14 protein-coding genes are annotated in these 21,355 nt (G+C 73.1%); 5 read left to right on the forward strand and 9 right to left on the reverse strand.

The genetic code is table 11. The features are described 5' to 3' along the window. Nucleotides 1-26: 26 nt before the first annotated feature. The 4 genes from ACQPZ4_RS38500 to ACQPZ4_RS38515 are packed head-to-tail and all read left to right on the forward strand — an operon-like array spanning nt 27 to nt 6,867. A complete protein-coding gene (locus ACQPZ4_RS38500; RefSeq protein WP_433047373.1) occupies nt 27-707 on the forward strand; it encodes a TIR-like protein FxsC in 681 nt (226 codons plus the stop codon). Continuing rightward, complete coding sequence (locus ACQPZ4_RS38505; RefSeq protein ID WP_433047376.1) at nt 704-1,840, forward strand: TIR-like protein FxsC; 1,137 nt, start codon at nt 704-706, stop codon at nt 1,838-1,840. The genes ACQPZ4_RS38500 and ACQPZ4_RS38505 overlap by 4 nt, the downstream gene beginning before the upstream one ends. Next, nucleotides 1,837-5,712: an FxSxx-COOH system tetratricopeptide repeat protein gene (fxsT, locus tag ACQPZ4_RS38510; protein ID WP_433047379.1), complete on the forward strand. Its 3,876-nt coding sequence runs from the start codon at nt 1,837-1,839 to the stop codon at nt 5,710-5,712. The genes ACQPZ4_RS38505 and fxsT overlap by 4 nt, the downstream gene beginning before the upstream one ends. A 42-nt stretch (nt 5,713-5,754) precedes the next feature. Then, nucleotides 5,755-6,867 (forward strand): FxsB family cyclophane-forming radical SAM/SPASM peptide maturase, encoded by a 1,113-nt coding sequence (locus tag ACQPZ4_RS38515; RefSeq protein WP_433047382.1) that lies wholly within the window; start codon nt 5,755-5,757, stop codon nt 6,865-6,867. A gap of 58 nt (nt 6,868-6,925) precedes the next feature. Here ACQPZ4_RS38515 and ACQPZ4_RS38520 read toward each other — a convergent pair whose 3' ends face one another. From ACQPZ4_RS38520 to ACQPZ4_RS38555, 8 genes are all read right to left on the reverse strand, one after another. Next, nucleotides 6,926-8,128 carry an ROK family protein gene (locus ACQPZ4_RS38520; RefSeq protein WP_433047385.1) on the reverse strand — a complete coding sequence of 401 codons (1,203 nt, stop codon included), beginning with the start codon at nt 8,126-8,128 and terminating at the stop codon, nt 6,926-6,928. A 188-nt stretch (nt 8,129-8,316) separates the two neighbouring features. Next, complete coding sequence (locus ACQPZ4_RS38525) at nt 8,317-11,865, reverse strand: choice-of-anchor D domain-containing protein (RefSeq protein ID WP_433047388.1); 3,549 nt, start codon at nt 11,863-11,865, stop codon at nt 8,317-8,319. Between the two features lie 182 nt (nt 11,866-12,047). Continuing rightward, on the reverse strand, nt 12,048-12,653 hold the full coding sequence (locus ACQPZ4_RS38530; RefSeq protein WP_433066823.1) for a response regulator: 606 nt from the start codon (nt 12,651-12,653) through the stop codon (nt 12,048-12,050). Nucleotides 12,654-12,703: 50 nt separating this feature from the next. Then, nucleotides 12,704-13,795 (reverse strand): sensor histidine kinase, encoded by a 1,092-nt coding sequence (locus tag ACQPZ4_RS38535; protein WP_433047391.1) that lies wholly within the window; start codon nt 13,793-13,795, stop codon nt 12,704-12,706. Nucleotides 13,796-13,805: 10 nt separating this feature from the next. After that, entirely contained in the window at nt 13,806-16,190 is a 2,385-nt protein-coding gene (locus ACQPZ4_RS38540) for an ABC transporter permease (protein ID WP_433047394.1), read from the reverse strand. Nucleotide 16,191: 1 nt separating this feature from the next. Then, nucleotides 16,192-16,926 (reverse strand): ABC transporter ATP-binding protein, encoded by a 735-nt coding sequence (locus ACQPZ4_RS38545; protein ID WP_433047397.1) that lies wholly within the window; start codon nt 16,924-16,926, stop codon nt 16,192-16,194. A gap of 56 nt (nt 16,927-16,982) precedes the next feature. Further along, nucleotides 16,983-18,077, reverse strand: a complete 1,095-nt coding sequence (locus ACQPZ4_RS38550) for a nucleotide disphospho-sugar-binding domain-containing protein (protein WP_433047400.1) — start codon at nt 18,075-18,077, stop codon at nt 16,983-16,985. A gap of 1 nt (nt 18,078) precedes the next feature. Then, on the reverse strand, nt 18,079-20,112 hold the full coding sequence (locus tag ACQPZ4_RS38555; protein ID WP_433047403.1) for an alpha/beta fold hydrolase: 2,034 nt from the start codon (nt 20,110-20,112) through the stop codon (nt 18,079-18,081). Nucleotides 20,113-20,200: 88 nt separating this feature from the next. Between ACQPZ4_RS38555 and ACQPZ4_RS38560 the strand changes: the two genes are divergently transcribed. Next, nucleotides 20,201-20,533 (forward strand): VOC family protein, encoded by a 333-nt coding sequence (locus ACQPZ4_RS38560; protein ID WP_433047406.1) that lies wholly within the window; start codon nt 20,201-20,203, stop codon nt 20,531-20,533. Between the two features lie 2 nt (nt 20,534-20,535). Here the strand turns inward: ACQPZ4_RS38560 and ACQPZ4_RS38565 are convergent, their stop codons facing one another. Next, complete coding sequence (locus ACQPZ4_RS38565; protein ID WP_433047408.1) at nt 20,536-21,330, reverse strand: ROK family protein; 795 nt, start codon at nt 21,328-21,330, stop codon at nt 20,536-20,538. Nucleotides 21,331-21,355 lie beyond the last annotated feature (25 nt).

Below are 21,355 nucleotides of genomic sequence, written 5' to 3' on the forward strand. Positions count from 1 at the left end.
GCGCGACGAGCGGGCGGTCGATATCGTTGACCCGGCATCGTGTCGTCATCGACCAGGAGCGGCGTGTGGCGGGAGCACGACCAGAACCGGCGCCGAACGCCCCGGTGTTCTTCCTGAGCTACTCCCGTGCCGGTCGTCTCGCGCCGCGGGTGCAGGCATTCCATCAGAAGCTCTCGGAGCACATCGCCGAGTTGATGGCGGTGCCGGCGGGCTGCGAACCCGGCTTCATCGACCGCGAGCTCGTCGCCGGCCAGGTCTGGGCCGAGGAGCTCGCCTTCGCCCTCGGGCACTGCCAGGTCTTCGTGCCGCTGCTGTCGGCGCCCTACCTGCAGAGCAAGTGGTGCGCCCGGGAGTGGAACGCCTTCGCCCGCCGGACCGTCAGGCCGCTCGTCGACGGAGCGCACCGCGGCACCTCGGTGATCCCGGTCGTGTGGAACGTGCTGCGCCACGACGCCGAGGTGCCCGACGCGGTCAGCCGTGTGCAGCTGTTCATCCCGTCCGGGCCGCCGCCGGACGTCGCATCGGCCTACCGTGCCGAGGGCATGTACGGGCTGCCGCTCATCGGCGACCCGGGCCGCGGCCTGTTCGACGCGGCCGTCTGGCGGCTGGCCCAGCAGATCGTGCAGGCCGCCCACGAGCGGTGGATCGAGCCGGACGTGCCCGCCGATCTGGAGTCGCTGAGCACGGAGTTCGGGGAGGCGTCATGACGGTGCCCGGGCGCGACGTGTACTTCTTCCTCAGCTACGCCCGCTCCTCGCCCGTCTCCGACGACGTGCCGAACGACCCGGACTACTGGGTGCGCAAGTTCTTCGCCGACGTCTCGGCCGCGCTCGAAGCCCACGCCGAGCGCGACCCGGACCTGGCCGGCGGGTTCTTCGACGGGCTGCTGCGGGTGGGCGACGACGTCGGGCGGGCCCAGGCCGACGCGCTCGCGGTCGCGCAGGTGTTCGTCCCGCTGTACTCCCCGCTGTACTTCGGCAACGGCTGGGCCCTCGGCGAGCGCGAGTCGTTCGCCACCCGCCTGCGTACCGCCGGGCTGGACGAGGACGCGATCGCGCGGCACACCGTGCCCGTGCTGTGGACGCCGCTGCCGCCGTGGGACTCGCGGCCGGAGATCGGCCAGGCCATCGCGGCTGTCGCCGACGCGCCCGAGATGCAGGGCAAGACGGCCGCCTACGAGCAGAACGGGCTGCGGGTGATGAGCCGGCTGGACGCCTACGCCGGGGAGTACGCCGAGATCGTCGGCGTGCTCGCCGCGCGGATCGTGGCCGCGGCCCGCGCCGAGCCGCTGCCCCGCGCGGCCGATCCGGTCCGCCCGGCCGCCCCGCCCCAGCGCGGCCCCGGCACCCGGCTGGTGGTGAGCGTGCTCGCGCCGGACGCGGGCGTGGCCTGGCATCCGTACGCGGGCCACGGCCACGCGCGGCCGGTCGCCGGCTACGTCGCCGAGACCGCCGAGCGGCTCGGCGTGCCCACCCGGGTGGCCGAACTGGCCGACATCGACAAGAACGCGGCCGAGCCGGTGCTGGTGCTCGTCGACGGCACCGCCGACGCCGACGCGGTGCGGGCCGGGCTCGCGGGCCTGCCGGCCTGGGCGGTGCCGGTCGTGCTGCCCGGGACCGGCGGGGCCGAGCCGCGGCGCGCGGCGATCGAGGCCGCACCCTCGGGCTTCACTCCGGTGTACCAGCTCGACCAGCTCGGACGGGTCGTGCCGGTCGCGGTGTTCCAGGCCCGCAACCAGTACCTGAAGCGGCTGGCCCACAACTGGCCGCCGGACGAGCGCCGGCTGAGCCTGCGCAAGGACGCGGCCGACCAGCGGCGCGGAACGGAAGAGGAGCGATGACGCAGCACGAGGGCCAGGTCATCACGTTCTACTCGTACAAGGGCGGAACCGGCCGGACGATGGCGCTGGCCAACGTCGCGTGGATCCTGGCCGCGAACGGCCACCGGGTCCTCGTCGCCGACTGGGACCTCGAGTCGCCGGGCCTGCACCGCTTCTTCGGCCCGTTCCTCGACCCGCTGCAGGTGGCCCAGACCGAGGGCGTGGTGAACCTGCTCGGCGAGTACACCTGGGCGGTTCTCGACGAGACGGCCGACCGGCCCGCCGACTGGTTCCGCGACTACGCCAGCGTCGAGCGGTACGCGTTCAGCCTCGACTGGGAGTTCCCGGGCCAGGGCAGCCTGGACATCATGCTGGCCGGGCGGCACAACCTCGACTACGCCGCGCACGTCGCCGGCCTCGCCTGGGAGACCTTCTTCAACCTCGGCGGCGCGCAGTTCCTCGACGCGCTGCGCCAGGACATGAAGGCCCGCTACGACTACGTGCTCATCGACAGCCGGACCGGCTTGAGCGACGTGGCCGACATCTGCACGCTGCACCTGCCCGACGTGCTGGTCGACTGCTTCACGCTGAGCTACCAGGGCATCGACGGCGCGGCCGAGGTGGCCCGGCGGGTCGGCGACCACGAGCGCCCGCCCGTGCGGTCGCGGCGCATCCTGCCGGTGCCGATGCGCGTCGACGACGGCGAGAAGACGAAGGTCGACGCGGGCCGCGCCTTCGCCCGGCGGCGCTTCGCCGACCTGCCCAAGGGTATGTCCGAGGACGAGCGGCGGGCGTACTGGCTGACGGTCGAGGTGCCGTACCGCAAGTTCTACGGCTACGAGGAGACGCTCGCCACGTTCGGCGACGAGCCTGGCGCACGCAACACGCTGCTGTCGTCGTACGAGACGCTCACCGCGTACATCACCAGCGGCGACGTGACCGCGCTGCCGAAGATGGACGAGCTGCTGCGGGCCCAGACCATGGCGAAGTTCAACCGCAAGCAGGCCGTCGCCGACGACGTGATCGTGCTGCGCTACTCGCCGGCCGACCAGGTCTGGGCCGAGTGGGTCCGCGGTGTGCTCGTCGCCGCCGGCGTGCGGGTCGCGGACCCGGCCGAGGCGCCCGGGCCGCAGCTGCCTTCGCGCCCGCTCGTACTCGTCTCACGCAACAACGAGCAGCCGGAGCTCGACACCGGCGCGCTCGTGCTGTACCTCGACGACACCCCGCCGCTGCCCGACCTGCTGGCCGAGAACTGGGTCTCCATCGCCGGTTCCGTCCGCCCCGACGCCGTGCGCCGCCTGCTGCAGCTCATCGGGCTCGACCCGGCCGACGCCGCGCAGACCCGGGCCGCGATGCCGCCGCGCTTCCCCGGCGAGCCCCTGCTGGCCTACAACGCACCCGGCCAGAACACCAGGTTCACCGGCCGCACCGACGTGCTGCGGCGGCTCAGGGCGACGCTGCGGGGCCGCGGCGGCCGCGGGCCGGTGGCGCTGTACGGCCGGGGCGGCATCGGCAAGACCCAGCTCGCGACCGAGTACGCACACCGGTTCCGCGGCGCCTACGACGTGGTCTGGTGGATGGCCGCCTACCCGCCGCAGTTCGTCGACGTCGAGTTCAGCGACCTCGCCCGCGAGCTGGGCCTGCCCCACCAGCCGCAGGTGCCGGAGCGGGTCCGGCAGGTCCGGCAGTGGCTCCAGCGGGCCGAGCCGCGCCCGGACGGCGGGCCGCTGCGCTGGCTGCTGGTGTTCGACAACGTCGAGGACTACCACAGCATCGCGGAGTACCTGCCGCCCGGCGACGGCGACGTCCTCATCACCACGCGCAAGGCCAACCTCGACGACGCCGTGGTGGCCTTCGAGATCGGCGCGTTCGAGCCCGGCGAGAGCGTCGAGCACCTGGTCGGCCGGGTCGGCGCCAAGCGAATCTCGCCGGCCGAGGCGGCCCAGATCGCCGGGACCGTCGAGCACATGCCGATGTTCGTCGCACTGGCCGGGGCGCTACTGGCCGACTCCGACACCGAGGTGGCGGACTACATCGCCGGCCTGGTCAGCGTCGACCCCGCGAGCGGCCTGAGCGCGGACGTCTGGAGCCTGTCGCTGGACCGGCTCCGGAAGGAGTCTCCCGGCGCCTTCCGCCTGCTCCAGCTGGCGGCGGTGCTGGCTCCCGAGATCTCCCTGGACATCGCCTACGACGACGCGCTCGCGAGGATCATCGCCCGGCACGACGATCGGGTCCGGGCCCAGCTGGCCGTCCGGGGCAGCGAGCGCAGCGCCGCCATCCGCCTGGTCCAGCGGCTCAACCGGCTCGCCCTGATCAAGCTCGACCAGCAGGGCCGGCAGGTCGTGGTGCACCAGCTGCTGCAGGCCACGCTGCGGGCCCGGATGAGCGACGACGAGCTCGCCAAGGTCCGGGTCGAGGCCCACGAGCTGCTGGCCGGCGCCCGGCCGCCGGGCGAGGTCGACGACCCGGAGCTGCAGCAGCGGCTGCTGGTGCTCTGGCCGCACCTGGACACCACGAACGCCATCGAGAGCGAGAACCCCGACGTGCGGCAGTTGGTCATCGACCGGGTGCGGTACATCGCCCTGCTCGGCGGCTACGACCAGGGCCTGAAGTACGCCCTCGAGGCCGACGGGGCCTGGGAGGCGCAGATGGCCGCGCTGCCCCCGGAGGACCCGCGCCGCGACGACCTCCGCGTCCAGCTGCTGCACCTGCGCTTCAACCGCGCCAACCTCCTGCGCAGCCTCGGCCAGTTCCGCGAGTCGCGCCGGCTGAGCGAGGAGACCCTGCGGGAGCAGGAGCAGCTCATCGGCGAGAGCCACCCGCAGACCCTGTGGACCGCGAACGGCTACGGCGGCGACCTGCGCGCGCTCGGCCTCTACGAAGAGGCGCTGAACCGGGACCTGAAGAGCTACGAGGCCTCGGTCCGGGAGAGCGGGCCGGAGGAGTGGCAGTCGCTGATCATCGCCGGCAATGTGGCCACGTCGTACCGCCTGATGGGCAACTTCCGGCAGGCACTGGAGGTCGACGAGCGGACGCTCGAGATCTGGAAGCGCCGGTACGGCATGAGCAACCGCCGCACGCTGCTGTCGGCCAACAACCTCGCGCGCGACCTGCGCGAGGCGGGGCGGTACGCCGAGTCCGTGACCGACCTGCGGGTGGTCCTGGCCGCCTACTGGGACCTCCTCGGCGACGACTCCCGCGAGGCGCTGACGGCCCAGGTCAACCTGTCGGCCTCACTGCGCGGCAACGGCGAGCTGACCGAGGCGATCGAGCTGGTCGAGGAGGCCTGGCACGGCCTGCGGGACCGGTTCGGTGCGGACCACCCCGACACCGCCCTGGCCCGGCTGTCCCGGGCGTCCACGCTGCTGATGCGGCCTCCCGCCGAGCGGCCCGGGATCTCGCCCGAGCTGCTGGAGATCGAGGCCACGCTGATCCGGCTTTTCGGCCCCGACCACCCGTACATCTTCGAGGGCCGGGTCAACCGCGCGGTGGCCCTGTGGGACGAGGGCGAGCCGACCGCGGCCCGCGACCTGGGCGTCCAGACCGCCGCCGCGCTGCGCGACCTGCTCGGCGCCGATCACCCGTTCGTGCTGGCCGCACGCAACAACGCGGCGGTGTTCCTGATCGGCACCGGCGACGCGGCCGAGGGCACGGCGCGGCTGGAACACGTCGTGCAGCGACTGGAGGCCACGCTCGGCGCCGACCACCCCGACAGCCTGCGCAGCCGGGGCAACCTGGCCCTGGCCCGGGAGGAGGACGGACCGGGCGCGAGCGTGGAGCGAAACCGGATCGCCGACCAGCTGGCCGAGCGTGTGGGTCGCAACCACCCGAGCGTGCTGGCGCTGCGCGAGCGCCGGTACGTGCGGCGGATCCTCGACCCGCACGTGTACTGACGCTTCAAACTCTGCGAAAGATGACACCCCGTGGGCTCGCCGATGCGCCAACTGATCTTGAAAATCCACAGTCGCTGCAACCTCAGCTGCGACTACTGCTACGTATACGAGAGCATTGATCAGAGTTGGCGCGAGCAGCCGAACACCATGGCGCCGGCCACCCTGGACCAGGTCGCCCAGCGCATTGACGAGCATGCCAAGTCCCACGATCTTCGCGAGCTTGAGGTGGTCCTGCACGGCGGCGAGCCGCTGATGGCCGGCCACGCGGCGCTGGCCGGCGCGCTGGAGAAGATGCGCGCGGCGTTCCCGGCGACCCGATTCGCGATCCAGACCAACGGCATTCTGCTCGACGACCGGTTCCTCGCCCTGTTCCACGAATACGGCGTCCGGGTCGGGGTCAGCGTCGACGGCGGCCCGGCCGCGACCGACCTGCACCGGCGCTATGCGAACGGCCGCGGCTCGTACGATCGGATCTCCGCCGGCATCGCCCGCCTGATGGAGCCGGAGCACGCCGTGATCTACGGCGGCCTGCTGTGCACGATCGACGTGGACAACGACCCCGGCGAGGTCTTCGAGGCGCTGCTCGCGTTCCGGCCGCCCCGCATCGACCTGCTGCTGCCGCACGGCAACTGGACCACGCCGCCGCCGAAGCGGGATCGGCCCCTGGCCTACGCGAACTGGCTGATCCGGGTGTTCGACCGGTGGTACGACCACCGCCCGGTCGAGACGAACACCCGCATCCGGCTGTTCGAGTCGATCATCGCCCGGCTGTTCGACCGGCCCAGCGCCACCGAGACGATCGGCGGCGAGCAGCCCGGGATCGTCACCATCGAGACCGACGGCTCCTACGAGCAGTCCGACGCGCTCAAGACCACCACCGAGGGCGGGCCGGCCACCGGCCTCGCGGTCGGCGGTCAGAGCCTCGACGACGTGCTGGACCACCTCGCCGTCGCCGCGCCCTACCGGCTCTCGGCCAAGTGCCAGGCCTGCCCGGTGGTCAAGGTCTGCGGCGGGGGGCTGCGCGCGCACCGCTACTCGGCCGGCAACGGCTTCGACAACCCTTCGGTGTACTGCGACGACCTGCTCACGCTGATCAACCACATCGGCGGCCGGGTGCGGGCCGACCTCGAGCGGGCCGTGTCGGCCCGCCGGTGAGCGCAAGGCGGGCATCGCTCAGGAATGCCGGCACTCCGGGCCCGACCGGGGCGAATGCTCAGGCCTGGGCGGCGGTCGCGAACGGTACGGTGTCGATCCCCAACGCCAGCGCCACCGCGCCCAGGGCGGCCGCCCGTGGGGTCAGTGCGCTCTGCACGACCTCGACCGCCTCGGCCGCCGCCGCGAGGGCCGTCTCGGCCAGGCCCCGCTGCAGCGGCTCGCGCAGCAGGTCGGTCGCCGCGCCCAGCTCGTCGCCCAGCAGCACCCGCTGCGGGTTGATGAGGTTCACGAGGTTGCCCAGCGCGTAGCCGAGCTGGGTGCCCGCGTCGATGATCAGGCGGCGGCACCCCGGGTCGCCGGCGTGCGCGTACTTGATCAGGCCCCCGAGGTCGTGCAGCTCCGGGTGGCTCTGCCGGGCGTGGGCCAGCAGCGCGCGGCCGCCGACGGCCAGTTCCACGCAGCCGCGGTTGCCGCACCGGCACACGGCCCCGCGCGCGTCCAGCGTGACGTGGCCGAGTTCGCCCGCCGTGCCGGCCGCGCCGCGGTACAGCCGCCCGTCCAGCACGATGCCCGCCCCGATGCCGGTGGCCAGTTTGACGTAGACGAGGTCGGTGCAGCCCCGGCCGGCGCCCCAGACGTACTCGCCCAGCGCGGCCAGGTTGGCGTCGTTGTCGACCCGCACGGGCAGGCCGAGGCGCTCGTTGAGCTCGTCGGCCGGGCGGAGCTCGGCCCAGCCGGGCAGCATCGGCGGGGAGCCGATCCGCCAGTCGCGGGTGATCGGCGCGGGCACGCCCAAGCCGACGCCCACCACGTCGTCGCGGGTGGCACCGATGTCCCCCAGGGCCGCGTCGACCAGCTTGACCGCGAGCTCCAGGGCGTCGGCCGGCCGGTCGTCGATGTCGAAGTCGGTGCGCGAGCCGCGCTCGGCGATCACGGCGTGCCCCAGGTCGGCCACCGCGACGCGAACGTGCCGGCGGCCGATGTCGGCGCCGACCGCGATGCCGGCCCGGCGGGTCAGCTGGACGACGGAGGCGGGGCGGCCGCCGACGGGGCGGGCCGCGGCGCCGACCTTCTCGCTCACCAGTCCGGCGCCGCCGAGATCGGTCAGGACGGCCGAAACGGTGGGGCGGGACAGGCCGCTGAGGGTGACGAGCTCGGCACGGGTCCTGGGGCCGTACAGGCGCAGAGTCTCGGCGACCCGCCTGGCGGTTCCGCTCAAGCGCCGCCACAGGTCGCGGGGATGCGTCTGCTGCGCCGCCACGGCGCGTAATCCTTCATGGCCGTCAATAGTTATGTCAAGGCCTTACCGAACCTGGTCGCCCACACGGCGAAGCCACCTAGCCTGAAAAGGGAGCCGAACGGCGAAGCCGCCGAGCCCGGAAGGGAGCCCGAACGGCGGTGCCGCCGAGCCCGCGAAGGGCCCGGCGGCACCGGTACTGCGAAAGGTTCTCAGACGTTCCACACCTGGAAGGTGGAGAGCTGCCCGGCCGGCCAGCCCGAGTTGGAGGTGAAGGTCAGCCGGAAGTACCGCTGCGTGCTAGCCGTGAACGTGATCGTCACGGTGTTGTTGGCGCCCGGCGTGAAGGTGTAGTCCGTCGCCGCCTTGAGGTCGGTGAAGGACGAGCCGTTGGTGCTGCCCTGCAGCTGGATGCGCTGCGTGCGGGCGCCCCAGCCGGCCGGGAGCTGCAGCACGACCCGCGAGGCGCTCTGGGCCGAGCCCAGGTCGACCTGCACCCACTGCGGGAACGCGTTGTTCACGCTCTCCCAGTAGGTGCCCTGGTTGTTGTCGGTCACGTTGCCCGACGGGTACACGTCGTTGTGACCGGACTCGCTGGTCGCCTTGCCCGCGGCCAGGTCGGTCGGCGAGGTGCCGCCGGCGCCCGTGCCGCTCAGCGCGACCGTGGTCGGGCTGTTGTTGGCGTTGCTGGTCAGGGTCAGCGTGCCGGTGCGGGTGCCGGAGGCCGTCGGGCGGAAGGTCACGTTGACCACGCACGAGCCGCCGACCGCGATGGAGCCGCAGTTGTTGGTCTGCGCGTAGTCACCCGAGACCGTCACGCCGGAGACCGAGGCCGCCGCGGTGCCGGTGTTGGTGACGGTGACCGCCTGCGAGGCGCTCGTGGTGTTGAGGGCCTGCGAGGCGAACGTCAGCGACGACGGCGAGGCGCTGAGCACGGGCGCGTTCGGCGTGCCGCCCCCGCTCGGGTACACCTCGAGCTCCGACAGCTGCGCCGCCGGCCAGCCGGTGTTCGCGGTGACGTTGACCCGCACGTAGCGGACGTTCGTCGCCGGAACCGTGACGGCGACCGTGTTGCCCGACGCCGGGTTGAACGTGCGACCGGCCGAGGCCGACAGGTTGCTGAAGTTGGTGCCGTCGGTGCTGCCGGTGATCGACAGCGTCTCGGTGCGGGTGGCCCACGCCGAGTCCGGCGGGAGCTTCAGGGTGACCTTGCCGATGCTGGTCGCCGCGCCCAGGTCGACCTGGATCCACTGCGGGAACGCGTTGTTGGCGCTCTCCCAGTAGGTGGCCGCGTTGCCGTCGGTGGCCGTGTTCGGCGCCTGGGTGCCGTTGACCGAGCTGCTGGCCGTGACGGTCTTGTTCAGGGCGATGTTGGTGTCCGTGCCGATGCCGGAGCCGGACAGGCCCACGACGGTCGGGCTGTTGTTCGCGCTGCTGGTGACGGTCAGCGAGCCGGTCCGGGAGCCGGAGGCGGTCGGGCGGAACGTGACCGAGACGGTGCAGGAGGCGCCGACGGCGATGCTGCTGCCGCAGGTGTTGGTCTGGCTGTAGTCGCCGGAGGTGGTGATGCCGGAGACGCTGGCCGCGGTGGTGCCGGAGTTGTTGAGCGTGACGGTCTGCGCGGCCGAGGAGGAGCCGACGACGGTACCGCCGAAGCTCAGGCTGCCCGGGTTGGCGTTCACGATCGGGCCGGGGGCGACGCCGGTGCCGGACAGCGGCACGGTGTTGGTGATGCCCGAGGCGGTGACGGTGAGGGTGCCGGTGCGCGAGCCCGCCGCCGTCGGGCGGAAGGTGACGCTCACGGTGCAGGACGCGCCCGCGGCGATGCTGCTGCCGCAGGTGTTGGTCTGGGCGAAGTCGCCGGTGACCGAGATGGTGCCGACCGGGGCGGCGCCGCTGCCGGAGTTGGTGACCGTGACCGACTGCGCGGCGCTGGTCGAACCGGTGACGACGGAGCCGAAGCCGACCGCGCTCGGGCTGATGTTGATGCTCGAGCCGTTGTCGGGCAGGTACGGCGGGAAGGTCGGGTTCTGCAGGTTCGAGCACGAGGTCGTGGACAGGCCGCTGTTGCCGCCGCCGTCGGTGAGCGTGAAGCCGACGCCGCAGTTGTAGATCGCGGCCGGGGCCTGCACGCCGGTGGCGGTGGAGTTGCTGATCGTCGCCGCGCCGCCGACCTGCTCCTGGATGGCCCAGGTGCCGGTGTTCTGGATGGTCGCGTTGTTGATCTTCACGTTCGAGATCTGCGAGCCCGAGACGAACTGGATGGCCTCGTACGGGCTCTGCTGGATCAGGATGTTGTCGACGTTGGTCAGGCCGCTCATCACGCCGTCGCGGGCGTCGAACCACAGGGCGCCCACGCCGAACTGCCAGTTCGGGTCGAGGTTGCCGGAGCGGATGATGGTGTTGCGCAGCACGTCGGTGCGCCCGAGCGTGGTGGAGGCGAAGCGCTGGGCCACGTGGATGCCGCCGCCCTGGCTGAGGCCGGCGTCGACGACCCGGTTGTCGGTCACGAAGTTGTCGTGGCCGCCGTAGATCGCGATGCCGTTGGCCAGGATCGGGTACTGCACCGTGTTGTGGTCGAACGAGTTGTTCGCGTCGGCGTTCTGCTCGGCCCAGGTGGCCAGGCCGTCGTCGCCGGCGTTGCGCACGTCGCTGTTGGTGACCTTCGAGTTGGTGACGCCGTTGTGGAAGTTCACGCCGTCCGCGGTGAAGTTGCGCAGCCGCAGCCCGCTCATCACCAGGTTGTTGAACGGCCCGTCCATCCAGGCGCCGACCTTGGTGTGCTCGATCCACACCCGGTCCACGGTGGAGTTCGTCAGCGCGCCGCCGATGCCGTTGACCTGGTCGGCGTCGTTGCGCTCCTGGACGTTGCCGAAGATGGCGAAGTCCGACAGGTGCACGTTGGTGCTCGGCGTCGGCGCGTAGTTGCCGTAGAAGCCGATGCGGTCACCGGTGGTGCGGGAGCGCCACATGCCGGCGCCCTTGATGGTGATGTTGTTGACCGCGATGTGGCCGAGGATCTTGAAGGTGCCCTCGGGGATCCACACGGTGCCGCCGGAGCCGGCCTGCGCGATCGCGGCGTTCATGGCCGCGGTGGAGTCCTGCACGCCGGTCGGGTCGGCACCCTTGCTGGTGATCGAGACCGAGCCGGACGGCTGGGACAGCGCCGGGCCGACGTTCTCGAAGTCGGCGAAGTCGATCGTGTACGACGACGCGGACGAGTCGGAGTCGACCTGTAGCTTGAACTTGGTCCCGGCCGGGTAGGTGGTCGGGAAGAGCCGGTTGACCTCGTCGTAGAAGTGGTGCGCGTTGCCGCCCGGCTGGTTGGTGAACGGGTAGCTGCTGTAGTACCAGCTGTACGCGTTGGTCAGGGTGAAGTTCGTGCTGCGGGTGCCGTTGATGTACAGCGAGATCGGCGCCGTGTAGACCGAGCCGTTCCCGGTGTCCGGGATGCTGTAGCGGAAGACCAGCGAGTTCGTCGCCACGGGCGTGGTGAACTCGACGTACTTGCCCTGGCCCTGCAGCGTGACGGCCTTGCGGTAGGAGGCCTCGCCGGGCAGCGTGTTGTAGGCCGCGCTGGGCCCGATGACCGAGCCGTTGGTGGCCGCGTTCTCGGCCTGGACCTCGACGTAGGGCAGGGTCGCGCCGACGCCGCCGGACGCGGCCGCGAGGGCCGGGCTCGCGACCCAGACGGCCACGCCGGCGGCGGCCAGCGTGGCGGCGGCGACCAGGGCCGCGGTCCGCGCTCTTGGTATGCGCATATTGCCAACTTTCGATGAGCCCAAGGCGGGAACTCCGACGTTGGCGGTGTCGGGAGCGCGCGCGAGGGGGCGGGTCGGGGGTGCACCGGTCGGCGGATGGTCGATGCAAGAGGGACCGTAACCCGCGCGACACGCCCGCGCAATATCCAGACTCATCTTCGCAAGACCATGACGGAAGACGGTCATCCTCCGGGCCGCACCAACCCGCTTTCATAGGCGAGCACCACTAACTGAACGCGATCGCGCAGCCCGAGTTTGGTGAGAATCCGCCCGACATGGGTCTTCACGGTCGTCTCGGCGACCCGCAGCCGCTCGGCGATCTCCGCGTTCGACAGCCCCTCGGCGACGATGAGCAGCACCTGCCGCTCCCGGTCGGTCAGCGCGTCCAGCCGCACGTTCGAGACCGGAGCCCGCCGCGGTACCGCCCCCACGAACTCCTCCAGCAGCCGCCGGGTGACCCGCGGCGCCACCACGGAGTCCCCCGCCGCCACCACCCGGATCGCGGCCAGCAGGTCGGCCGGCGGCGCGTTCTTGAGCAGGAACCCGCTCGCCCCGGCCTGCAGCGCGGCGAACGCGTCCTCGTCGGTGTCGAACGTGGTCAGCACCAGCACCCGCGGCCCGTCCGGGCGGCGCGCGAGCTCGGCCGTGGCGGCGACCCCGTCCATAACCGGCATCCGGATGTCCATCACGACCACGTCGGCGGCCGCGGTGCGCAGCAGCCCGAGCGCCTGCGCCCCGTCGCCCGCCTCCCCCACCACGGTCATGTCGGGCTGCGCGGACAGGATCATCCGGAACCCGGCCCGCACCAGGTCCTGATCGTCGACGACGAACACCCTGATCACCGGGCCACCGGAATCTCGGCCCGCACCCGCCACCCGCCGCCGTCGACCGGTCCGGCGCGGAAGGTCCCCCCGTGCATGGCCACCCGTTCCCGCATCCCCACCAGCCCATGCCCTTCCGAGAAGGCCCCCCGCGCCGTGCCGTCGTCGGTCGCCGTGATCACCAGACGATCCTGAGAACGCTCCAGCAGCACGGTCAGCGCGGCACCGGGCCCGGCATGGCGCAGCGTGTTGGTCATCGACTCCTGCACGATCCGGTACGCCGTCAGCTCCTCGGCGGCCCCCAGCGGCCCGGCCTCGCCCTCCAGCCGCAACCGCAGCCCGGACGCATCCGCCAGTTCCGACAAATCGCCCAGACTGACCCGCCGCCGATCGCCGTCGGAAGGCCCGCGCAGCACGGCCAGGACCCGGCGCATGTCGAGCAGCGCCTCGCGACCCGTGGCGGCGATGGTGTCCAGGGCCTTGCGCGCCTCCACGGCGGCCGGGTCCACGACGTAAGCGGCCCCGTCGGCCTGGACGATCATCACCGACAGGCTGTGGGCGATGACGTCGTGCAGCTCCCGCGCGATCACCGCCCGCTCGTCGGCCGCGGTCAGCCTCGCCAGGTGGTCCCGCTCCCGCTGCAGGGTGGCGGCGCGCTCCTCGAGCGTCTCGACGTACAGGCGGCGGGTGCGCACCGAGTAGGCGGTCACCCACGCCGCCACGGTGATCGCGCCGAGGACGGTGAACACGATCCCGAAGTTGCCCGTGTTGCGCTGCTCCGCCCACGCGGCCAGCACGACGCCGACCGCCGCGCCCGCACCGGCCAGAACACCCCAGAAGAGCCGCTGCTGGTACTTCACGACGGAATACATCGCGATCACCGCCACGACGTCGAACATCCGCACGGCCGGATGCACCGCGAGCTGCGCGATCCCGAGCGCGCAGACGGCCAGCGCGACCGGCACCGGATACGCCCGGCGGAACAGCAGGGCGAGCGCCATCGCCACCCCGATCGCCCCTACCAAAAAAGGCTTCGCGAGGTCGCGCTCGAGGTACAGCAGCCCCAGCACGCAGGCCGTGACCCCGACGTCGAACAGTCTCGCCCGCACATCGTCCAGACTAGGCACGGGCCGCCCGCCGGGCGGGAAGGACCGCGGCCAGCACCGCCGCGAGGGCCGCGAGCCCGACGAACCCCGCCAGCCGGCCGAGCGGCACGTCCAGCTGGGGCTGGATGGCCCCGAAGGCCGCCTTGGTCGTCAGCCACCCGTACAGCACGCCGAACGCCACCCCGCCCAGCGCCCCGGCCACGGCCATGAGCAGCGCCTCGGCCAGCAGCGTGGCCCGCAGCTGGCCCCGGGTCAGGCCGAGCGCCCGCACCAGCCAGGACTCCCGGGCCCGCTCCAGCACCGAGAGCGCCAGCGTGTTGCCGATCCCGATGACGGCGATGACCAGCGCGAACGCCAGCAGCGCGGCGAGGATCGCGACCATCTGGTCGATCTCGGCGTTGCGCTGGTCGCGCACCTCCTGCAGGTCCGCCACCTGGACGAGCGGGCGGGCGGCGAGGGCGTCGTCGAGCCGCTGCCGGGCGGTCGCCGCGGGCTGCCCGGGCGCGGACCTGATCAGTACCAGAGCGTCGTCGTGCACGTCCGGGAAGAGCGCGGCGAAGTCGGCCTCGCCCAGGACCACGTCGCCGACCAGGCTGGAGCTCTGCGCGACGGCCGCGACGGTGACCGTGAGCCGGTGGTCGCCGGCCGCCAGGTCGAGCCGCTCCCCCACCCTGGCCCGCACGTTCCCGGCGGCCGCGACGACGGCGGTGCCGGGACCGAGGCCGGCGACCGGGGCGTACGCGGCGGGATCGACGGTGCCGACCAGCACGTCGCCGGCCTCGCCCCGGCGGACCGGGGCGGCCAGCGGGAACCCGGCGGCCCGCACCTCGCCCGCGACCGCGGCCGGCACCAGCTCGCCCGGCACCGCCGGGGTGAGCAGGTAGTCGACCGGGAACGCCCGGTTGAGCTGCGCCTCGGCGGTGCGGTTGGCGGTGGCGGCGACGGTCCCGCCGCCGCTCATCAGGGCCACCCCGATGAGCAGGGTCGCCGTGGTGGCCGCGGTCCGGCCCGGGTTGCGCGCCGCGTTCGCCGTGGCCATCTTGGCCGGCACCCCGAACAGCCGCCCGGGCAGCCAGCCGAGGCCCCGCACGACCGGCCCGGCGAGCCGGGGCGTGAGCAGCAGCAGGGCGGCGAAGTTGCCGATCCCGCCGAGCATGACCAGCACCATCGCCTCCAGCACGCCGCCGGTACCGCGCACGCCCGCCACGGTCTGCGCGGTGCCGACGAGCGCGGCGAGGACGGCGAGGATCAGCGAGGTACGACGGAAGGCTCCTGATTCGGCAACGGCGGCCCGCAAGGCGGCGATCGGCCGGACCCGCGACGCGCGCAGGGCCGGTCCGACCGCCGCCCCGACCGTGACCAGCAGCCCGAGCAGCGGCCCGGCCAGCAGCGGCGGCGCGGTGAGCACCACGCCTCCCGCCGGCAGCCCCAGCAGCGGGGAGAAGCGGGACAGGCCGAACGCGACGAGCACGCCGAGCCCGGTGCCGAGGACCGCGCCGATCAGCCCGACGAGCGCCGCCTCCCGCAGGACCCGCCGGAACACCTGCCCGCGCCCGGCGCCGACGCAGCGCAGCAGGGCCGTCTCGCGCAGCCGCTGGGCCATCAGGATGGTGAACGTGTTGACGATGACGAACCCGGCCACGAGCACCGCGACCAGCGCGAACAGGCCCAGGCCGACGAGCAGCCCGCCCAGCTGCCCGGAGGCCTCCCGGGCCAGGTCGGCGCGGAGCCGGCCGCCGGTGCGCGCCCGCGCGTCGAGGCCGGCCCCGATCCGGTCCCGCACGGCGGCCGCGTCCGCGCCGGGCTTCAGGGTGGCGACCACCTCGCGGTAGCCGGTGGCGCCGGTGAGCCGGGTCAGCTCGGCGTCGGTGACGACCACGGTGGAGGTGCGGCCGCCGCGGAAGCCGGTGACGTCGACGATCCCGACGAGGCGCAGAACCTGCCGCCGCTCCCCCGCGTCGACGACGGTGAGCTGGTCGCCGACGGCCACGCCGATCCGCCCGGCGGTACGCGCGTCGAGCGCCGCCTCCCCGCCCGTCTCCGGCAACCGTCCATCGTGGAGGTCGAACGGGCGCAGGGGCGCGACGGTGCCGGCGTTGATGGCGTACCCGGGCTCGCCGATGTCGGTCACGATCCGGCCCCGCCTGTCCAGCAGCGGCAGCCGCTCGGCCCGCCGCCCGTCGGCCGCGGCCACCCCGGCGTCGGCCCGCGCGGTGTCCAGGGTGGACGGTGCCAGTCGCGCGTCGCCGCGGGCGGTGAGCGCGGCCCCGACGTTGCGGGCGGCGCGGGCGTACTCGTCGTACAGCGCGGCCTCCGCTGTGTCCCGGTAGACGAGCGTGCCGGCGACAAAGGCGACGGCCAGTACCACGGCGACGAGGGTCGGGATCAGGCGCCGCACGTCAGCCGCCCAGCTTGCGCAGGCCGGCCAGGACCGAGTCGGCGTCCGGGCGGTGGATCTCGTCGACGATCCGCCCGTCGGCCAGGAGCACCGCGCGGTCGGCATAGCTCGCCGCGACCGGGTCGTGGGTCACCATGACGACGGTCTGGCCCAGCTCGCGCACGCTGCGCCGCAGGAACTCCAGCAGGTCGGCCCCGGAGCGCGAGTCGAGGTTGCCGGTCGGCTCGTCGGCGAAGATCACGTCGGGCCGGCTCAGCAGCGCCCGCGCGCACGCGACGCGCTGCTGCTGCCCGCCGGACAGCTCGGACGGCCGGTGCCGCAGCCGGTCGGCCAGGCCGAGCGTGGTCGTCAGCTCGCGCAGCCGCGCCGGGTCGGGCCTCTTGCCGGCCAGGTCCAGCGGCAGCGTGATGTTCTGCTCGGCGGTCAGCGTCGGCAGCAGGTTGAACGACTGGAACACGAAGCCGATCCGCTCCCGCCGCAGCCGGGTCAGCGCCCGGTCGGACAGCCCGGTGATCTCCGTGCCGCCGATGCGCACCGAGCCGCCGTCGACCGCGTCCAGCCCGGCCAGGCAGTGCATGAGCGTCGACTTGCCGGAGCCGGACGGCCCCATCACGGCGGTGAACTCCCCGGCCGCGAACTCGACCCCGACCCCGTCGAGGGCCCGCACGGCGGTGTCGCCGGACCCGTACACCTTCACCACGTCGGCGGCCCGAACCGCCACACCCGAGTTCGTCACGATCCGTGACGCTATTGGCGGCGCGGCCCCCCGTCGTCTACGTGAGGTCGTACTACCTAAGCAGTACGCCCGATCAGCTCGGCCACGGCGGACGGCGCCGGCATCGCGGCGATCTCGGCCGCCAGCTCGGCCGCGCGGACGTGGTAGCCGTCGTCGGAGAGCAGCTTGGACGCCTCGATGCGCACGGCGGACGCGCAGCGCTCCGGGAACGGCACGACCCGGGCGGCGCCGGTCGCGGCGAGCCGCTCGGCGATCGCGAACTGGTCGCACATCTGCGGCATGAGCAGCTGCGGCCGGCCGACGGTCAGGGCCGCCATCGAGCTGCCCGAGCCGCCGTGGTGCACGAACAGCGCGCAGCCCGGCAGCACCTGGTTGTGCGGGATCCAGCCGATCCGGCGCACGTCGTCGGGCAGCCCGGCCAGGTTGTGCACGCCCGCGCCGGACACCACGATCTCGACGTCGAGCCCGCGCAGCCCGTGCACGGCGGCGGTGAGCCCGTCGACCCCCTCCGGGATCGGCACGGTCCCCATCGACACGCACACGCGCGGGCGCGCCGGGGCCTCCAGCAGCCAACCCGGGATGGTGCAGGCCGCGTTGTACGGCACGTAGCGCATCGGCGTCCCGCCCGGCACCGAGCCGAGACTCGGCGGGCAGGTGTCGATGGTGAGCGCGGGCGGATCGACCGCGATGCCGCCGTACAATGTAGACAGTCGCGAATGGACCTTGGCCAGCGCGGCCCGGTGCACCTCCGGCGGGACCGGCAGCCCCCAGTGCTGCAGCACCCAGGGGATCCCGGCCCGCGTGGCGGCCAGGGGGCCGGAGTATTCGACGGGCTCGGTGACGACCACGTCCGGCCGCCAGGCGCGCACGAGGGCGTCGACGTCGTCGCGGGTACGCTCGGCGAGGGCCACGAACACGTCCAGGTCGAGCTCCTCGTTGCCGCCGAGGCTGAGCCCGGCCGGCCAGAGCTCGAAGAACGACGCGTCGCCGCCGACCACCGCCGCCGTCAGCCCGGCCCGGCGGACCTGCTGGTGCAGCGGCTGCGGTACGGCCACCAGCACCTGATCCCCGCGCAGGTGCAGCGCCCAGGCGAGCGGCACCATCGAGAACAGGTGCCCGGGGGCGGGGTTCATGGTGAACAGGACGCGCATGTCAGGCTCCGAGGGTCACGGGCAGGTCCTCGATGCCGCGCAGCATGGTGCCGGGCGCCCGGTAGCGCACCGGCCCGGCGATGCGCAGCCCCGGGAACCGGCGCAGCAGACGGGGAAAGAGCACCTGGGCGTGCATCCGGGCCAGCGCCGCCCCCGGGCAGAAGTGCCGCCCGGCGCCGAAGCTCAGCGACGCCCGCGCGGGCCGGCGCAGCACATCGAAGCGCTCGGGCTTCTCGACGTACGCCGGGTCCCGGTTCGCCGCCCCGACCAGCCCGAGCACGGCCATGCCCGGCCGCACCTCGACGTCGCCGAAGCGCGCGGCGGCGGTGGCGATCCGGACCGCGACCTGCACCGGCGGCTCGTACCGCAGAATCTCCTCGACCGCCCGCTCGGCCGTGGCGTTGTCGCCCCCGCGCACGAGGGCGGCCTCGTCGGGGTACGACAACAGCAGCCGCGCCCCGAGGGTCACCAGGCTCGCGGGCGAGTCGTAGCCGGCCCCGAACAGCAGCACCAGGTCGCCGAGGTACTGCTCGCCCAGATCGGCCCGCAGCCCGCGCACGATCGGCAGCAGCCCGGTCTCCGCCTGCCCGGCGAAGACCTCGAGCGCATCGATGATCTCGTCCCCGGCGGTCGCCATCTCGGTCCGCTGCCGCGGCGTCATGAACGGCTCGAACGCCGCCGACGCGGCCCGCGCGGCCTCCCCGAGCCGCAGCGCCTCGGCGTCGGGAATGTCCAGCAGCCGCCCGGTGACGAGCGACGCGAACGGAATCGCCAGCGCCTCGGCCAGGTTCACCGTCTCCTGTACCGTCAGCCGCTCGGCCAGCGCGTCCAGGCACGATTCCGCCGTGGCGACGGTGTGCGCCCGCAACTCCTCGGCCCGCCGCGGGACGAGCCGCCGGGCGAGCGCGGCCCGCAGTTCACTGTGGACGGTGCCCTCGCGCCAGCCGAACGACTGGTACAGGCAGCGGATGATCCGCACGTCCCGCCAGTTCGGCGTCAGCAGCGCGGGGTCCTCCCCCGGGCTGGCGAAGATCGGATCCTGCAGCAGCCGCGCCACGTCGGCGTGCCGGCTGAGCACCACGGCGGCCGTCTTGCCCGGCAGGTCCACCCGGAGCACGGGCGTCCGCTCGCGCAGGGCGCGGTAGTGCGCGTACGGATCGGCGAGCGCCCGCGGCCGCACCAGGTCCACGAAGAGCCGCTCGGCGTGCCGCCGCTCGGCCTCGTCCCAGAACCGCGTCAACGCCGCGGTGGTCAGCTCGGGCTGCTCCAGGTTCGGACTGTGCGACGCATCGGGAATGATCTCCAGCGCGGCCCCCACCCGCTCCGCATAGCCGGCGAAGTCCCGCGCCGACCACAGCCGTTGGTCGCGATGCCCGTGCATGAGCAGCACGGGCAGCCGCGTGGCCCGCAGATCGTCGCCCCGGTCGGACTCGGCGGTGAGCGAGCGCAGCGCCCCGTGCAGGAACGCCAGCCGCATCCCGTCGAGCCGCCGCCGCCAGAACTCCCGCCGGTCGACGTCCTGCTCGGGTACCAGCCGCCGCACGACGGGCCACATGACGGCCGCGCCCTGCAGCTTGAGCGTGGCGTCGAACCCGGCGAGCAGCCTGCGATGCTTCGCCCCGTCCATCCCGGGCCCGGCCCCGATGAGCGCCACGGACCGCAGCAGCTCAGGCCTCAGCAGCGCGGCGGCCCGGGCGACGAACCCGCCGTACGAGTGCCCGACGAGGTGCACGGGCCGCCCGATGCTCTCGAGCACCGCCACGAGATCCGCGGCGTGCCGGGCAATGGTGTGCCCCTCGGGCGACTCCCCGTCGAGCTCCGCGTAGTGCCCGAGGTAGTCATAGGCGTAGGCGTGGTACCCGGCGTCGGCAATGGCCGGCAGCACAGGCAGGAAGTCCTCCTTGGACCCGACCACCCCCGCGCACAGCACGACGGCCGCCTCCTGCTCGCGGTCGCCGCCCGGCCGCCGCAGGAGCGCCGAAACGGGCCCGACGGCGGTGTCGAGCACCATCTCGGGATCACTGAGCGTGAGCACAATACGACGATAGGACCTTATCGTCCGTTTTGTACGCCTCTCGCGATACTTGCGCCCGAAAGGTCACCCCGACCGATACTGTGCTCAGGTGACCTACATCAAGAGCGTCACCTTCGACTGCACCGACGCGCTGGCCCAGGCCACCTTCTGGGCCGCGGCCCTGGGCTCCGACGTCGACGAGGACTCGACCGCGGACCGCGCCTTCGTCGAGGCCGCGGGCTGGGGCGGCCCGAACATCTGGTTCCAGCGGGTGCCGGAGCCCAAGACGGCCAAGAACCGCCAGCACTTCGACCTGCGCGCCCCCGGCCCCGTGGCGGACGAGGTGGCCCGCCTGGAGTCCCTGGGCGCCCACGTCCTCCAACGCGGCGACGACCTGACGGTAATGGCCGACCCGGAAGGCAACGAATTCTGCGTCGAGTGAGCTCAGTGCAGGACGGCGTCCTCGGGCAGGGTCGGCAGGAGGGCGGCGCCGGCCAGGGGTGCGGTCTCCCCCAGGGCGGCCGGCAGCACCTCCACGTGCTGGTAGGTCAGGACGCGATGCAGGGTGGCCCGCAGCGGTGGCCAGAGCGCCGGCTGCGTCAAGGCGATCGCGCCGCCCAAGGCGACCGCGTCCAGCCCAGCGCTCAGCGCGAAGTTCGCCACCCCGATCGCCAGGTCCGCGCCGTACCGTCGCCAGAAGGCGGGATCGTCGACCTCCTCCAGCGGACGGCCCAAGCGGCGGCCCAGCGCGTCGCCGCCGGTCAGGGTCTGGAGGCAGCCCGTCTGCCCGCAGGAACACGGCTCGTCGTTGCCCGGCACGAGCTGGTGGCCCGCCTCCGTGGTGAGCCAGACGTTGCCCAGCCGCAGCGCCGCGCCCACGCCGGTGGACAGGGTCAGGTACCCGCAGCGCGAGAACGACTGCAGCGAGCCCGAGAGCGCCTCCCCCAGCAGCCCGCACGTGGCGTCGTGGGCCACCCGCACCGGGACGTCCAGCAGCGTGGCCAGGTCGAGGCCGAGCGGGCGGCCCTCGTACTCGCGCAGGTTCAGGGCTACCCGCACGACGCCGTCCGGGGTCAGGCGGCCGCAGAAGGAGACGCCGAGCGGGGCCGTCAGCGGGGGCACCGTCGCGGCGATCATGGCCAGCTCGCGGTCGTAGGACGGCTCGGTCGGGAAGCGGGTCACGAAGCCGTCGTGCAGGACGCGGGTCCAGGTTCCGCCAATGTCCAAGGAGATCGACACAATTCATTGTAGAGGTGTGTCGATA

The organism is Dactylosporangium sp. CS-033363 (genome assembly GCF_050942475.1).
In the GTDB taxonomy this organism is placed as follows: domain Bacteria; phylum Actinomycetota; class Actinomycetes; order Mycobacteriales; family Micromonosporaceae; genus Dactylosporangium.